18 protein-coding genes are annotated in these 15,023 nt (G+C 59.0%); 13 read left to right on the top strand and 5 right to left on the bottom strand.

Going from position 1 to position 15,023, the window contains the following annotated elements; all coding sequences use genetic code 11:
* Window positions 1–24: 24 nt before the first annotated feature.
* From GKC30_RS11260 to rsmA, 5 genes are all read right to left on the bottom strand, one after another.
* Window positions 25–474, bottom strand: coding sequence for a GatB/YqeY domain-containing protein (locus GKC30_RS11260; protein WP_155934835.1), 450 nt, complete (start codon window positions 472–474; stop codon window positions 25–27).
* 2 nt (window positions 475–476) lie between these two features.
* Window positions 477–677, bottom strand: coding sequence for a 30S ribosomal protein S21 (gene rpsU / locus GKC30_RS11255; RefSeq protein WP_013514441.1), 201 nt, complete (start codon window positions 675–677; stop codon window positions 477–479).
* A 183-nt stretch (window positions 678–860) separates the two neighbouring features.
* Entirely contained in the window at window positions 861–1,034 is a 174-nt protein-coding gene (locus tag GKC30_RS11250; RefSeq protein WP_155934834.1) for a hypothetical protein, read from the bottom strand.
* A gap of 17 nt (window positions 1,035–1,051) precedes the next feature.
* Entirely contained in the window at window positions 1,052–1,324 is a 273-nt protein-coding gene (locus GKC30_RS11245; RefSeq protein ID WP_155934833.1) for an HU family DNA-binding protein, read from the bottom strand.
* 257 nt (window positions 1,325–1,581) lie between these two features.
* The gene (gene rsmA / locus GKC30_RS11240; protein ID WP_155934832.1) at window positions 1,582–2,376 is read right to left on the bottom strand and encodes a 16S rRNA (adenine(1518)-N(6)/adenine(1519)-N(6))-dimethyltransferase RsmA; all 795 of its coding nucleotides are present in this window, start codon (window positions 2,374–2,376) and stop codon (window positions 1,582–1,584) included.
* 118 nt (window positions 2,377–2,494) lie between these two features.
* Between rsmA and GKC30_RS11235 the strand changes: the two genes are divergently transcribed.
* The 13 genes from GKC30_RS11235 to dapA all read left to right on the top strand — a co-directional run bounded on the left by GKC30_RS11235 (window position 2,495) and on the right by dapA (window position 14,872).
* Complete coding sequence (locus GKC30_RS11235) at window positions 2,495–3,016, top strand: adenine phosphoribosyltransferase (protein ID WP_155934831.1); 522 nt, start codon at window positions 2,495–2,497, stop codon at window positions 3,014–3,016.
* Window positions 3,017–3,019: 3 nt separating this feature from the next.
* The gene (mtnP, locus tag GKC30_RS11230; RefSeq protein WP_367614108.1) at window positions 3,020–3,769 is read left to right on the top strand and encodes an S-methyl-5'-thioadenosine phosphorylase; all 750 of its coding nucleotides are present in this window, start codon (window positions 3,020–3,022) and stop codon (window positions 3,767–3,769) included.
* 158 nt (window positions 3,770–3,927) lie between these two features.
* Window positions 3,928–4,212 carry a PxxKW family cysteine-rich protein gene (locus GKC30_RS11225; protein ID WP_155934829.1) on the top strand — a complete coding sequence of 95 codons (285 nt, stop codon included), beginning with the start codon at window positions 3,928–3,930 and terminating at the stop codon, window positions 4,210–4,212.
* 114 nt (window positions 4,213–4,326) lie between these two features.
* A complete protein-coding gene (locus GKC30_RS11220; RefSeq protein WP_155934828.1) occupies window positions 4,327–5,553 on the top strand; it encodes a M20 family metallo-hydrolase in 1,227 nt (408 codons plus the stop codon).
* A gap of 10 nt (window positions 5,554–5,563) precedes the next feature.
* Window positions 5,564–7,447, top strand: coding sequence for a tRNA uridine-5-carboxymethylaminomethyl(34) synthesis enzyme MnmG (gene mnmG, locus GKC30_RS11215; protein ID WP_155934827.1), 1,884 nt, complete (start codon window positions 5,564–5,566; stop codon window positions 7,445–7,447).
* A 129-nt stretch (window positions 7,448–7,576) separates the two neighbouring features.
* Window positions 7,577–8,395, top strand: coding sequence for a hemolysin family protein (locus GKC30_RS11210; RefSeq protein WP_155934826.1), 819 nt, complete (start codon window positions 7,577–7,579; stop codon window positions 8,393–8,395).
* A gap of 1 nt (window position 8,396) precedes the next feature.
* The gene (lnt, locus tag GKC30_RS11205; protein WP_367614097.1) at window positions 8,397–9,908 is read left to right on the top strand and encodes an apolipoprotein N-acyltransferase; all 1,512 of its coding nucleotides are present in this window, start codon (window positions 8,397–8,399) and stop codon (window positions 9,906–9,908) included.
* Window positions 9,909–9,916: 8 nt separating this feature from the next.
* A protein-coding gene (prfB, locus tag GKC30_RS11200; RefSeq protein WP_231117140.1) for a peptide chain release factor 2 occupies window positions 9,917–11,036 on the top strand; the annotation gives its coding sequence in 2 pieces (ribosomal slippage) (window positions 9,917–9,991 and window positions 9,993–11,036; 1,119 coding nt in all).
* Complete coding sequence (locus GKC30_RS11195) at window positions 11,029–11,862, top strand: GGDEF domain-containing protein (RefSeq protein WP_155934823.1); 834 nt, start codon at window positions 11,029–11,031, stop codon at window positions 11,860–11,862. Before prfB ends, GKC30_RS11195 begins: the two co-directional genes overlap by 8 nt.
* 12 nt (window positions 11,863–11,874) lie before the next feature.
* Complete coding sequence (locus GKC30_RS11190) at window positions 11,875–12,684, top strand: MinD/ParA family protein (RefSeq protein ID WP_155934822.1); 810 nt, start codon at window positions 11,875–11,877, stop codon at window positions 12,682–12,684.
* Between the two features lie 116 nt (window positions 12,685–12,800).
* Window positions 12,801–13,094, top strand: a complete 294-nt coding sequence (locus GKC30_RS11185; RefSeq protein WP_269203836.1) for an HU family DNA-binding protein — start codon at window positions 12,801–12,803, stop codon at window positions 13,092–13,094.
* Window positions 13,095–13,952 (top strand): UshA-like (seleno)protein family 2, encoded by an 858-nt coding sequence (locus GKC30_RS11180; protein ID WP_420705207.1) that lies wholly within the window; start codon window positions 13,095–13,097, stop codon window positions 13,950–13,952.
* A gap of 38 nt (window positions 13,953–13,990) precedes the next feature.
* Window positions 13,991–14,872, top strand: a complete 882-nt coding sequence (gene dapA / locus GKC30_RS11175) for a 4-hydroxy-tetrahydrodipicolinate synthase (RefSeq protein ID WP_155934819.1) — start codon at window positions 13,991–13,993, stop codon at window positions 14,870–14,872.
* Window positions 14,873–15,023: the final 151 nt, after the last annotated feature.

Raw genomic sequence — 15,023 nt, 5'->3', positions numbered from 1 at the left:
CGAGCCGTCTGTGTGGTTGGAAATTTAGGCAGAAAGCCTGGAACGGACCAGGGCGCTGGCTTTCTTGCCGTCCACCTGTCCTTTGTGGGTGCCAAGCAGTGTCTGCATGACCCGCCCCATGTCCTGAATGCCGGTGGCGCCGACCTCGACCACAGCCCTGTCAATGGCGGCTGCAAGTTCGTCGTCGCCGAGAGGGGTTGGCAGATAGGTCTCCAACTCGGCTAGCTCCTGAGCCTCGACCCCGGCGAGATCGTCCCGTCCGGCCTTGGTGAACTGATCGAAGGAATCCTTGCGCTGTTTGACCTGTCTGGCGATGAGCTCGAGAATGTCGTCGTCCGTAAGCTCCGCCCCCCTGCCCTCGGCCATGCGCGTTTTTATGGCCGTCTTGAGATGCCTCAAGACGGCCACTTTCACCGTCGCTTTGGCCTTGTAGGCCTCAATATAGTCCTGATCAAGCTTCTTGAGCAGACTCATGACTACATGCCGCGCACTTTGCGCATTTTTTTGGCGAGCCGCTTTTTGGCGGCAGCCTTTTTCTTCTTTTTCTGAACGCTGGGCTTCTCGTAGTGCTGCCGCTTCTTCAGCTCGGAAAGGATTCCGGCCTTCTCGACCTGCTTCTTGAAACGACGCAGAGAGATGTCGAAGTTGTCACTATCGTCTAAATATACGCCGGGCAATGAAAATCACCTCCTCGGTGAACCGCCCGCTTCACGGCGGGCTGGCGAAATCAAAAAAAATACATACACCCATGCGTGGAGGATTGCAACCCGAAAAAACGAGGGTCGCTAGAATCCCCAGCCGGGAAAATTGGCAGCCTGCCGGAATGGACTTCCGACAGGCTGCTTCAAAAACTATCCTGCTTAGTGCTGTGCCTTCTTGGCGTCACACCAGGATTTGACGATCGTGTAGGTCAGCCCGATGCCAATGACGCCCAGAACGATGTAAAGGACGCCAAAGAAGATGAAATGATCGGGCATCCACCAGGGAAGATCTTGTGGAAGCGGACTGTGAACGGTTTCACCGTGGATCATCATGAGGGATTTCCTCCAGGTTACTTAATGGCATCCTTGAGGAGCTTGCCGGGACGGAACTTGACCACCTTGGTGGCGGGAATCTTGATTTCCTTGCCGGTGCGGGGATTGCGACCCACGCGAGCCTTGCGCTCCTCGACCACGAAGGTGCCGAAGCCGGTCAGAGTGAGCTTGCCTTCGCTCACAAGAGTCCCCTCGACGCTCTCAAGGAAAGCGTTCAGGGCGCGTTCGGCATTCGCTTTGGTCAGATTGGCCTTCTCAGCAATTTTGACAACCAACTCAGCCTTTGTCATCAGTCCTTCCTCCTCACTAAAAATTACCAGACTATGGGTGTGAGTGCGGCGGGCCTAGCAAGCCTCCCGCACTTTGAATCCGTAGCAACTCATTAGATGGCCTTTAAATGAACTTTCCAGCCGTGTCCAGCCCGTTGGCTCCAAATTCAGAAAAAAACGAAGCCAGTTGGTGCTTCCGGGGGATTTTGACCACCCAGGGCCAGCAAGAGCTTTTTTCCCCGCCCAGTGCTTTGGTCCAAGAACCACAAGGGTTGACGCTATTTTTGCCTGACAAGGATCGAAAGTTCACGAAATTGTCCGGGAGTCAGGGTTTCCGGCCGAGCTGCAGGAGAGAGGGTTCGCTCCTTGAACCATGCGTCGATCTCCTGATTCCACAGTGGCTTGAGAATTGTCGAGAGTTGTTTGCGCCGCATCTGGAAAAGCATTTTGATGAGCCGGGCCAAGGCCTCTGGGTCCGCCGGTCGCGACTCTGTCGGCATTGGCGTGAAGCTCACCACGGCAGAGTCCACCTTGGGCCTTGGGCGAAACACCGTGGGCGGAACCTTGAAGAGATAGCGGGTATCAGCGAAATTGCGCACCCAGGCCGTCAGGCCTCCGTATGCCTTGCCGCCGGGCTCGGCGGTAAGACGCAGCGCCACCTCGTGCTGAACCATGAACACGCCGCGCTGCATGGTCCGTGTCCTGGAAACGATGTCCCAAATGAGCTTTGAGGCGACATTATACGGAAGATTGCCAACGATCTTGCACGGGCCGCCGGCGTCAAGGGATTCCCAGGGAAAGTCCAGGGCGTCGGCCCTAATCATCTCTATGCGCGGGTGCAGTGCCGCAAGCCTGTCAGCCAGGGCGTTGTCAAGCTCAATGGTCATAAGTCTGGCCGCACCGGAATCGGCCAACAAGCCGGTCAACGCCCCCTGGCCCGGACCTATTTCAATGATGGTGTCTCCTGGACCGGGGGCAATGGCCTCCACAATACGCCGACAGACGTTGCCGTCCATGAGGAAATTCTGGCCAAGGCTCTTCTTGGCCCTGTGGCGGTAGGTGTCTTCACTCATATCCCCCCCCTCCCTCAGGGTCACAGACACCTAGCCCATGCCGGGAAGCATGGCAATCACATTGACACGAAGCGCGTATCGAACGTATGAATCGGCGGTATTTACTCATGGAGGAAGCATGAATCTACGCGAATTTGTCCGAGATATTCCTGACTATCCCAAGAAAGGCATCGTTTTTTTTGACATCACCCCAATCCTGAGCGATCCCCATGCGTTCCGTCATGCCGTGGACTGTCTCGCCGAAAAGTTCAAGGACAGCGGGGCCACCAAGATCGTGGCCGCCGAGGCGCGTGGCTTCATCTTCGGGGCTCCTCTTGCCTACAAGATGGGCATTGGCTTCGTGCCGGTGCGCAAGCCGGGCAAATTGCCCCACAAGAGCCGCTGCGTCACCTATGATCTCGAATATGGCACCGACACCCTGTGCATGCACGAGGATGCCATCGCCCCGGACGAAAAGATCCTGATCATCGACGACCTGCTGGCCACGGGCGGCACGGCCGAAGGTATGCTCAGGCTGGTTCGCGAGGCGGGGGGCGACATTGTGGGCTGTGGTTTCGTCATCCAGCTCGGGTTTCTGGACGGCCCCCGCAAAATGAAGGACTCCGGGCAGGAGCACTGCTTTCTGCTGGAACTGGACTAGGTGATTGACATGATAGGAATCATAGGCGGCAGCGGCCTCGACAACCCTGACATCCTCCATCACGCCTGTGACGTGGAGGTGACGACCCGTTTTGGCAAACCCTCTGCCCCGCTGCGCCGGGGCACCATCGCCGGGCGCGATGTGGTTCTGTTGGCCCGTCATGGCCGCGAACACACCATCCCCCCCACCCACGTCAACTACCGGGCCAACATCAGCGCCCTCAAGGACGCCGGGTGCAAGGCCATCATCGCCACCACGGCCTGCGGCTCCCTACGCCAGGAGATCGGCCGGGGGCATTTGGTCATCCTTGACCAATTCATCGACTTCACCCGGCTGCGCCACGTCTCGTTTCATGAGACATTCGACCCGCACGACCCGGCGCATACAGGCATGGCAGACCCATTTGACGCCACGTTGCGTGCAAGGCTTATCGAGACCTGTCGGCGGCTTGGCATCGTCCACCACGAGGCCGGTACCGTAATCACCATTGAGGGGTCGCGGTTTTCCACCCGTGCGGAGTCGAACATGTTTCGCATGTGGGGGGCGGATGTCGTCAACATGAGTGTCGCGCCCGAGTGTATCCTGGCCAACGAGGCAGGCCTCCCCTATGCCTCGGTGGCCATGAGTACCGACTATGATTGCTGGAAGACCGACGAGCCCCCGGTCACCTGGGATAACATCATTGAAGTCTTCCGCGGCAACGTGGAAACCGTCACCTCGGTCCTGGTGGAAACCATCGCGGCCATGGACTGATCGTTTGGTCCCGTCAGGACTCGAAAACGAAAAAGAATGGCAAAAAACTTGACAACACCCACTTCGGGTGCATATCGAATGCTGCTCTTGCACCAACACAACATTTGTATGCCACCGGCATATTCCAAGCCGCATCACAAATAGGAGGAAGCCACATCATGGCCAAGAAGAACCCGATTTCCCTGGAAGGCGCCGTCATGACCGACGCCGGTTTGAACTACAAGGGCGTCATCATGGAGCCCGTCGTCGAGAAATGCGAGGGCTGTGAGCGCGTTGTTTCCTATGAAAACAGCACCTACTGCCCCACCTACGCCAAGCCCTCCGCCAAGTGGGCCAAAGGTTCCTGCAATTTTGCCACCCATACCCGCAACGAGGCGGACAAGGCAGGCAAAACCAAGGTCAACCCGCTCAAGGCATCCAAGCGCGCCGCCCGCGGCCGCTAGGCGAAAGCCGGTATTCGTCAGGGCGGGGCTTGTCCCCGCCTTTTTTGTTTGCGCGGGTTTCCAGGCAGGCGTGGCCTGGGCCTTCTCTTTTCACATGTCGACCACGGAGGATTCATGGACTCCCTCTTCGCAACCCTTGACGGGCACATTGAAACCGTGTGTGAACTCCAGCGTCGTTTGACCGCCATCCCGGCCCTGGGGCCTAGGAACGGCGGCGACGGCGAAAAGGAAAAGGCCGAATTCCTCATGGACTACATGAAGTCCATGAGCATCAGGGACATCCGCGAGTTCCGCGCCCCGGATGACGAGGTGTCCTGCGGCTACCGGCCAAGCGTGGCCGCCGTCATTCCTGGCAGGGATACCTCGCGCACCCTCTGGGTCATCTCTCACACGGACATCGTTCCCCCGGGAGATCTCGCCCTCTGGAAAACCGATCCCTACGTGCTTGAACGCGACGGCGACATTCTCATAGGTCGCGGCGTGGAGGATAACCAGCAGGGCATCGTCTCCTCCCTCATTGCAGCCCATGCGCTGCTTGATCTGGGCGTAACGCCTGAGATCAACTTCGGCATGCTCTTCGTCGCAGACGAGGAGACCGGGAGCGTCAAGGGACTCGATTATCTGGTGCGCGAGCATGCCGACCTGTTCTCCCAGAGCGATCTCTTTCTTGTGCCCGACTTCGGCGAGCCGGATTCGGGCATGATCGAAGTGGCCGAGAAGTCCATGTTCTGGCTCAAGATCATCGTCGAGGGCAGACAGTGCCACGCCTCTACCCCGGCCCAGGGCATCAATACCCTGGTGGCCGCTTCGGACTTCATCCTGCGCATCAAGGAGCTTGAACGTATCTACGACGCGGAAGACCCCATCTACGATCCGCCCCGCTCCACCTTCCAGCCAACCAAGAAAGAGGCCAACGTGGAAAACGTCAACACCATTCCGGGTCGCGATGTCTTTCATGTGGACTCGCGTGTGCTGCCGATTTACGACTTGGACGATGTGCTCGAAACCATCAAGGAGTTCGGTCGCGAGGTGGAAAACGCCCACGGTGTGACCGTTTCCTACGAACGGACCATGTACGAGCAGGCCGCCCCGTCCACCCCGGTGGACAGCGAGATTGTCCGACGGACTCTGGCCAGTGTCAAAAAGGTCTACGGCAACGTCCCGCGTCTGGTCGGCGTTGGCGGCGGCACGGTGGCCGCATTCCTGCGCCGCCGGGGGCATCACGCCGTGGTCTGGGCAACCCTGAACCACAACGCACATCAACCCAACGAATGGTCCTCCATCAAGAACACCATCGGTGATGCCAAGGTCATCGTGGACATGCTCCTTGCCAGGGAATAAGCCTGATTCCATGCAGCCAAAAGAGCGGATACCGGACATCTTCGACCTTGTGGTCGTGGGCGCGGGCCATGCCGGATGCGAGGCCGCCATGGCCGCTTCCCGCCTTGGCCTGTCCACTCTGCTTTTGACCATCAATCTCGACCGGATAGGGCACCTCTCCTGCAACCCGGCCATCGGTGGCTTGGCCAAGGGGCACATGGTCAAGGAGATCGACGCCTTGGGAGGCATGATGGGTCTGTGGGCTGATGCGGCGGGCATTCAGTTCCGCATCCTCAATACCCGCAAGGGGCCTGCGGTGCGCTCCACCCGGGCACAGATAGACCGGGCCGAGTACATGCGCGTGGTACAACGGTCCATCTTCGCTCAGGAGAGGCTCTGGGTGTTTCAGGACACTGCCGAGGCCGTGCTGGTGGATAGCGGCAGAGCGTGTGGCGTACGCACGCATCTTGGGGAATTGTTTCGCGCCCGCTCGGTGCTCTTGACCACCGGCACCTTCCTCCGCGGCCTGATCCATGTCGGACTCGAGCATTTCAGCGGGGGCCGCATGGGCGACCCTGCATCCGGTCCGCTTTCGGACAATCTGCGTTCCATCGGCCTCGAACTCGGTCGCCTCAAAACCGGCACCACCCCGAGACTGCTCAGGGCGTCAGTGGATTTCGAAAGCATGGAAATCCAGCCGGGCGACGACCCGCCAAAACCATTCAGCTTCCGAAATACCAGCGTACCGCTGCCCCAGATCGCGTGTCATCTGACATATACAAACCCCGAGGCCCATGAAGCCATACGCTCCGGTTTTGATCGGTCGCCCATGTTCACCGGGGTCATTGAAGGTACAGGTGCCCGCTACTGCCCGTCCATAGAGGACAAGGTCGCCCGATTTCCCGAGAAGGACCGCCACCAGATATTCATTGAGCCGGAAGGACTCGACCATCCCGAGGTGTACCCAAGCGGCATACCCACCAGCCTGCCCCTGGATATCCAGAAGCGGATGATCGCGGCCATCGCCGGTTTGGAGAAGGCCCAGATCGTCCGTCCGGGGTATGCCATTGAATACGACTACGCACCGCCCACGCAGCTCACACCGACCCTGGAAACAAAAATATTGCCGGGCCTTTACCTGGCCGGGCAGATCAACGGCACCTCGGGTTACGAAGAGGCTGCGGCCCAAGGATTGTGGGCCGCCCTCAATGTTGCCTGTCGGGCAAAGGGCTGCGAACCGTTCCTGCTTCGGCGCGACCAGGCATACATGGCCGTGCTGGTGGACGACCTGGTGACACGGGGCACTCTGGAACCTTACCGCATGTTCACCTCGCGCGCCGAACATCGGCTGCTGCTTCGCGAAGGCAACGCAGATGAACGCCTGACCCCGCTGGGACGGGAGCTGGGACTGGTGGACGACGACCACTGGCAGTTGTTCACGACAAAGCGGGACAAGCTGCACATCGTGCTCGACGCCTTGCGCACCATACGAGTGCGGCCCGATGCGGACAGCCGTTCGATCATGGAGCGCATCGGTGCGGCCGTGCCGGGCAAGGCCGTGGAGCTGGCTGCCCTGCTGCGCCAGCCCCAGGTGCATATCCAAAGCCTGACGCCATTTTTCCCGGCCCTGGCCGACATGGATGACGAGATCCTGACCGAGGCCGAGACGCGCATCCGCTACGAGGGGTATCTCGTCAGGCAGGAGGAATTGGTGGCCCGTTCCAGGCTGCTTGAGGATGTTGCCCTGCCTGTCGACATTGACTATTCCGCCGTGGCTGGCCTGACCCGGGAGGTGGTGGAAAAGCTGACCGCGATCCGCCCGCTCACACTGGGGCAGGCGGGCCGAATCTCCGGTGTCACTCCTGCGGCCCTGGCCTGTCTCGAAATCGCCCTTAAAAAACACGGCCTCCTGTAACGGCACATACGCCTGCAAGTATTGACACGGGCCAGATCACGGACTAATTCTTGATTTTGTAATCATTCCCGCGTTCAGGGATTCATCCCGCCACCGGGGCAACCGCAACATTTTTCAAGGAGTCTGGTCTTGGACGAAGGGTCTGACAGTCGATTATCCAACATTTTCAAAAAAATTTTCGGCTCCAACGGGCAACAGCTCGAAGAACACATCCTTGATGCCAAAGCCGAAGGCGAGCTTGAGAGCGATGAAGTCTCCATGCTCTTGAACATTCTGGATTTCGACGAGAAATCTGTCTCTGAAATCATGGTCCCGCGCACGGATATGGCCTGTGCCGACGCCACCAGCACGGTCGGCGACATCGCCGACATCATCATCAATCAGGGCGCCCATTCCCGGATACCCATCTATAAGGACACCCGGGACCACATCCTCGGCGTCGTGCATGCCAAGGATCTGCTCAAGCCGTTGCTCAAGGGACGTACCGACATGCCCGTGACCAGCCTGATGCGTCCGCCCTTCTTCATCCCCGAAGAGATGCGCCTGGATCAGGTGCTTGCCACCTTTAAGCGCGAAAAGCTGCATATGGCCATTGTTCAGGATGAATACGGCGGCACCTCGGGCATGGTCACCATGGAAGACGTTCTGGAGGAGATTGTGGGCGAGATCGCCGACGAGTATGACCAGGAACGGCCCGATGAGGTGCTGGAGGTTGAACCCGGCGTGTTTGTCGTGTCCGGGCGCACCCTGCTTGACGAGGTCAGCGAGAAATGCGCCCTGCCCCTGGAAAGCCTGGAGGTGGACTCCATCGGCGGGTTCCTCGCCGCCATGGCCGGTCGCATTCCGCATGAGGGCGAGATATTCACCATTGACGACAGGAAGTTCACCATCATCAGGGCCGACGACAGGCAAATCTGGTCCATCCGCATTGAGCCAATGGAAGGCTGACGTGCCAAGCCTCGTCCTGCTCGCCACGCTGGGGGCCTGGCTCGGATTCGCCAATCCCCTGCTGCATCTGCCCCCGGCGATCCTGGCCTTTCCGTTGGGGCTTGCCTGGATCGGCCTGCGAGCCACCTCCGGGCGCCGCGCCTTTAAAACCGGCTGGCTGGCCGGAACCCTGGCCGCCACGGGCTGCTTTTATTGGATGGTCATTCCGGTCCAGATATACGGCGGCTTGCCCTGGTACATTGCCCTGCCCTGCCCGGCGCTGTTGGCAGCGGTCATGGCAGTGTATTACGGCCTGTTCTCGCTGGCCATGCACCACGCCGGGCGGTTCGTGAACGGCATCCCCCTGTGCCTGATGGCCGGGCTCACCTGGGCATCCCTTGAAATGCTTTCAGGAGTGGTTCTCTCCGGGTTTCCCTGGATGAACCTCGCAGCGGCCTTGGCTCCATGGCCCTTTGCCATTCAGGGGGCGGCCATTGTCGGTGCCTACGGGCTCTCCGGTTTGCTGGCCGCTCTGGCCGTGGCCTGGCTTTTATGCTCCACCTATCGTTCCGCCCTGATTCTGGCAGTAGGGCTCACTCTGGGGTTGACTGGCTTCGGTCTGCACAGAGTGACCACTCATGAGGCCGGAACAGCGGAGTTCATGGTCTCCATGGTCCAGGGCAACGTGGATCAAAGCCATAAATGGGAGCCTGATCTGCAGATGGAGACCATCGAGCAGTATGCGGCCCTGACCCGTCAAACCATTGATAATGACGCCCCAGCCCTGGTGGTCTGGCCTGAAACGGCCATGCCCTTCTATCTTCAGGAGCCCGGCCCCTTGAGCGACGCGGTGCACTCCCTGGTCCGCGAGACGCGCACCCCGATTGTCACCGGCTCTCCAGCCTACCGCGTTACCGACATGGCACGCGGCAGCTATGTCCTCTACAACCGCGCTTGGCTGGTGGACGACGCCGGCCGTCTCCTCGGCTCCTACGACAAGGAGCACCTTGTGCCCTTTGGGGAATACATGCCTCTCAAGGAATGGATGCCGTTTGAAAAACTGGTCCAGGCCGTGGGGGACTTTGTTCCGGGCGCCGAAAATCGCCCCCTGAGGGTGGACACCGTTGCCCTGGGAGTACTCATCTGTTATGAAGGCATCTTCCCGGAGCTTGCCCAGAAGCAGGTGGATCGTGGAGCCACAGCACTCATTAACCTGAGCAACGACGCGTGGTTCGGTGATACTTCCGCACCCCGGCAGCATCTTAATCTGACCGTGCTCCGGGCCGTGGAGCAGGGCCGCTGGCTGATCCGTTGCACCAACACCGGAATTTCCGCCTTCATAGATCCGGTGGGACGTATCGCGGCCAGGGGCACCCAGTTCGAAGCCGAGACCCTGAGCCACTCCATCGCGCCAGAAGAGGGGACCACGCTCTTCCACAAGGCCTACCCCTGGATCGGCCCGGCCATCTATGGACTGACCTTCCTTAGCTTTGTTCTGGTTGGTCTGTGCGCAAGAAACAAAAGGAAAGGATAACGCGACCCATGCTTGACTACCATGAACTCAAGACTGTCTCCGCAGGCCTCATCGACAAGTTCGAGACGCTTTGGGGGCGGCTTTGACTATGCCCCGACCAAATCCCGTCTTGACGAGATAGAACAACAGCTCTCCAAGCCGGGAGCCTGGGATAAACCAGGAACCCTGACTCCCCTGCTGCGCGAAAAGACCCAGCTGGCTGACAAGCTCGCCCTGTATGAAAGCCTCGTCCAAGCCAGGGAGGACCTGGAGGCATGGGTTGAGCTGGCTCAGGAATCCCGCGACGAGGAATCCTTAAGCGCCCTTGATGCGCAGATAGAAGTTTTCGAAGAGCGGCTGGGCACCATTGAGCTGGCCACCATGTTTGCCTTTGAACATGACAAGAACAACGCCATTCTGGAGATCCACCCCGGCGCTGGCGGCGTCGAGTCCCAGGACTGGGCCGAGATGCTGCTGCGGATGTACAACCGCTATGCCGAGCGCAAGGGATTCAAAGTCACCCAGCTCGATTACCAGCCGGGCGAGGAAGCAGGTGTCAAAAGCGTGACCATCCAGGTGGAGGGACTATACGCCTACGGTCTGCTCAAGGGGGAAACCGGCGTCCACCGCCTCATCAGGATTTCTCCCTTCGACTCCTCGGGCAGGCGGCACACCTCGTTCGCCTCGGTTGACGTGTACCCTGACATGGATGACGACATTGAGATAGAAGTACGCGACGAGGATCTGCGTATCGACGTTTTTCGCTCAAGCGGTCCGGGTGGTCAGAGCGTCAACAAGACCAGCTCGGCCGTGCGGATCACCCACCTGCCCACTGGCATCGTGGCCCAGTGCCAGAACGAAAAATCCCAGCACCGCAACAAGGCCACTGCGCTGCGGCTGATCAAAGCCCGCCTCTACGAGCAGGAACTCAAGAAGATCGAGGAAAGCCGCAGGCAGGACTATCAGGCCAAGGGGGCCATTGCCTGGGGCAGCCAGATACGGACCTACACCCTCCAACCGTACAGGCTGGTCAAGGACCATCGCTCCAACAGCGAAACCGGCAACGTGGACGCCTTTCTTGACGGTGACCTTGATGCCATGATCAGGAATCATCTCCTCTTTGTTCATTCCCAAGGAAAGCATGACTAGCATATCCGAAGAAGCGATCATCGCCGAACTGGCCGAGCTTCAGGCCGAGCTGCGCTATGCCCTGAGCCCGGACGGCAATCCTGCGGAGGCCGTGTGGGTATTTCGCCGCATCGAGGGGTTGACCCATGAGCAGTGGCAGACCCTGGCCGACAGGCATCAGCTTCGCCAGTGGCTGACCCTGCCCCTTGACGGCGATTCCTTTCCCCACCTGAAGCGTTTTCAGGCCACATTGGAAAAACTGGCCCATCAGACCGAGCACGATCCTCTCACGGGGCTGGCCAACCGCCGCGCCTTCGACCGGGTGATGGACATCGAGATCGAGCGCACCAAGCGGGCGCACACCCCGCTTTCGCTGGCCATTTTCGATCTCGACGACTTCAAGCGCATCAATGACACCTACGGCCACCTGGCCGGGGACGAAGTGCTCGTGGCCTTTGCCGAGAGGCTCCGTGAGACCACCCGCCGCTACGATCTCGCCGCCCGCTTCGGGGGCGAGGAGTTCGCCTTGGTCATGGCCGGTTCAGGTGTGGTCAAGGCCCAGCGGCTCCTTGAGCGGCTTCTGGAGGGATTCCGGGCCGTTCCGTTTCGCGATCCTGCCGGGAACGGCACGTTCCACGTCACCTGCTCTGCGGGGTTGACCTGTTTCAAGGGCAGCGTGGACATTGATGCGGCTGAACTGGTACGGCTGGCTGACGGTGCCCTCTATGAGGCAAAGGGCGCCGGCAAGGATCAGGTCAGGGTCTCCAGGCTCCCCTTTGCCGACAATGTACCGAACGACACCCTGGTCCACGCAAAAGAAAAGCAATTCCTGTTCGGCGGGAAATAACGGAGTCAGGACATGAACCGCAACAATACGCTGAGTCTTTCCGTCATGAGCGGCAAAGGCGGTGTCGGTAAGACCAACATCATCCTCAATCTCGGCTATGCTCTCAACAGGGAACGCATGAAGGTCATGCTCATGGACTGCGACCTGGGGCTGGCCAATCTGGACGTGTTGCTGGGCATCTCGCCGGAACGCAACCTGCACGACCTGCTCCGAAGCGATGTGGATACCGAGGATGTGCTGGTCTGCATCGAGGAGGGGTTCGACATGCTGCCTGCCACCAGCGGTATTCCCGAACTGGTGGAAATGGACGAGGATCTTCAGGACATCCTCTTTCGCAAGCTGATAAATCTGGCTGGCGAATACGACTATCTCATGCTTGATCTTGGCGCGGGCATCAGCAACACGGTGCTCTCCTTCGCCACCCTGCCCCAGTTGCGTATTGTGGTCGTCACCCCGGAGCCCACGTCCCTGACCGACAGCTACGCCATGATCAAGGTCCTGGCCACTCAGCGAGGCATCAAGGACTTTCTGGTCATTGTCAACCAGGCCACTTCCCCTGCCGAGGCCGCCCAGACCTTCGAACGATTGGACGCAGCTTGCCGGAACTTTCTGAATATCGAGCTGCGCAACCTTGGATTTATCCACCAGGACCGCACCCTGGTTGAGGCGGTCCGAAGACAGACCCCACTGCTGAAATTCGCACCGAACTCACCGGCAGCAAAAGACATTTCTGCCATGGCCAGAAAGATCATGCGCTACCGCGAAGACAACCGCGAACGCATCTTGGGTCGTCCCATTCTCAAGGACTTTCCCTCGTTGTGACAAACAAAATAAAGAGTTGACGAAAAGAGCCATTTTTTGGCATAGTTAGTTGGAATTATCCTGATGAATCTTTTTTTGATTCCGCCCGAGTCGAAGGTCGGCTCGCGGCAAACCCAATGTTTCAGGGGGAAACCATGAACAAGAGCGAACTGATCAAGGCTCTTTCCGAACAGAAGAAAATGCATGTGGACGATGCCACCAAGGTGGTTGGTGCCTTTGTCGATTCGATCAAGGAAGCGCTCCTGCGCGGCGATCGGGTCGAAATCAGGGGCTTTGGCAGTTTCAAGATCAAGGATTACGAAGGCTATACCGGACGCAATCCGAAAACCGGCAGTGTCGTTCAGGTCCGCTCCAAGAAGCTGCCCTTTTTCCGCCCCGGAAAGGAGCTGAAGGAGTACATCAACAACTAGATGCGACGATTTTTTCTCTGCCTGCTGTTGTTGGCCGGGCTGTTTCAAGCCATTGCCGCGCAGGCGCAACCTGTTTTGACCATATTCTTCACGGCCAACACCTACGGCACGGTGCGGCCATGTCCATCCTGAGGGGGTCGAACCCTGGGGGGCGTGGCCCGGCGGGCTGCATATTTTTTTGACCTGCAAGCTGAGGATTCGCCCAGGCTGATTATATCGGGCGGATGGGAATTCATGAACCCTGACGGCACCATGCCTGACCCACGCATTGTCGATCGGCTCATCACAGCCTTTGAAATGATGCCTTACGACATCGGACTGATCGGCAGTTTCGAGTCGGAGATCCTTTCACGCTTGGGCCTTGAGCCTGAGCCCTTCAGGATGACAGCCGAGGCGTCGCCCTTTGTTGTGCTTGAATCATCGGCTGGAGACAGGATCGGATTCCTTCGTTTTCCTTCCCTTCCTTTGGGTGTAGACATTCCGTCGAGGCAGCTGATTCAGAAAATTTCCAGCCAGATCGAAGATCAGCGAGACTCGGTGCGTCTGCTGGTAGGCCTATCGGATTGGGGTTGGGTCGGAGAGCGTGAATATCTGGCCCAGCGGCCACCCGCTGTGCCGGATATTTTGCTTGGGAGCGGTCGCGGGTCAGGCGTCAACGGCCGCATCGAGGCAGATGGACGTTGCGTCTGGGTCCGTCCATATGACAAAGGGCAGACAGTCAGCGAGGTCCAGATTCGCGCATGGCCAGTGCGCTCCAAGGATTTTCGATGGAAGGAACCTGACACCATCCGGCCGCTGACCGTGGGTCTCGGCGACGACATTGATGACAACCCGGATGTGGACGCTGTGCTTCAGTAGCCGCGCCAGCCGGGAAAGATACCAGGAGGAGATGTTTTATGATACTCAGAGGAGCGTTCACAGCTCTCTCTACGCCCTTCAAGGACGGGGCCGTTGATGAAACCACCTATCGGGACTTCATCGAATGGCAGATTGATCAGGGTATTGACGGTTTGGTGCCCTGCGGCACTACAGGCGAAGCCGCCACCTTGAGCCACGAGGAACAGGGACGCATCATACGCATCTGCGTGGATCAGGTCCGACGCCGTGTGCCGGTTATCGCAGGGGCGGGTTCAAACAGCACCCGTGAGGCCGTCGAATTGACCCGGCTCGCCAGGGAGGCCGGTGCAGACGCCACACTGCAAATCACTCCCTACTACAACAAACCCACTCCCGAGGGACTTATCGCCCACTTCAAGGCCATTGCCGCCGAGGTGGACATCCCCATGGTCATCTACAACGTGCCGGGGCGCACCGGGTTGAATCTCCTGCCCAAGGATCTTAAGCGCATCGTGGACGCAGTGCCCCAGGCCATTGCGGTCAAGGAAGCGACAGGCAACATGTGTCAGGCCGCCGAGGTGATCGAACACTGCGGCAAGCGCTTCCAACTGCTCTCTGGCGACGATTTCACCGTGCTGCCCCTGCTTGCTGTGGGCGGTCAGGGTGTGATCTCCGTGATTTCCAATATCATGCCCAAGGCCATGAGCGACATGTGTCGCCTGTTCATGGAAAAGGACCATGAAGGCGCCCTCAACCTGAGCCTGAAGATGGCCCCGGTAAACCGCGCCATGTTCATGGAGACCAACCCCATTCCGGTCAAGACTTCCCTCAATCTCATGGGCATTTTCCCCAGGGCGGAATTCCGGTTGCCGATCGTCCCTTTGCGCGAGGAGAACGTGCCAAGGCTCGAAGGGGTGCTCAAGGAAGCCGGTCTGGTGTGATCCGTCCAGCTCATCGCCTTCTCGGGCGGAGTCGGTATGCAGCCGGCTCCGCCTTGTTTTTTTGATAATGCCTAGCATGGTTCAGCCAGCAAGAATTACCAAGCATGAAGGCGGAGGATTGTGCATAATATCACAATTATCCGCCAGCTAC

Origin of the sequence: Pseudodesulfovibrio alkaliphilus (assembly GCF_009729555.1) — a bacterium.
In the GTDB taxonomy this organism is placed as follows: domain Bacteria; phylum Desulfobacterota; class Desulfovibrionia; order Desulfovibrionales; family Desulfovibrionaceae; genus Pseudodesulfovibrio; species Pseudodesulfovibrio alkaliphilus.
The sequence above is the reverse complement of the archived record's forward strand: the minus strand, read 5'-3'. Positions and strand labels throughout refer to the sequence as shown.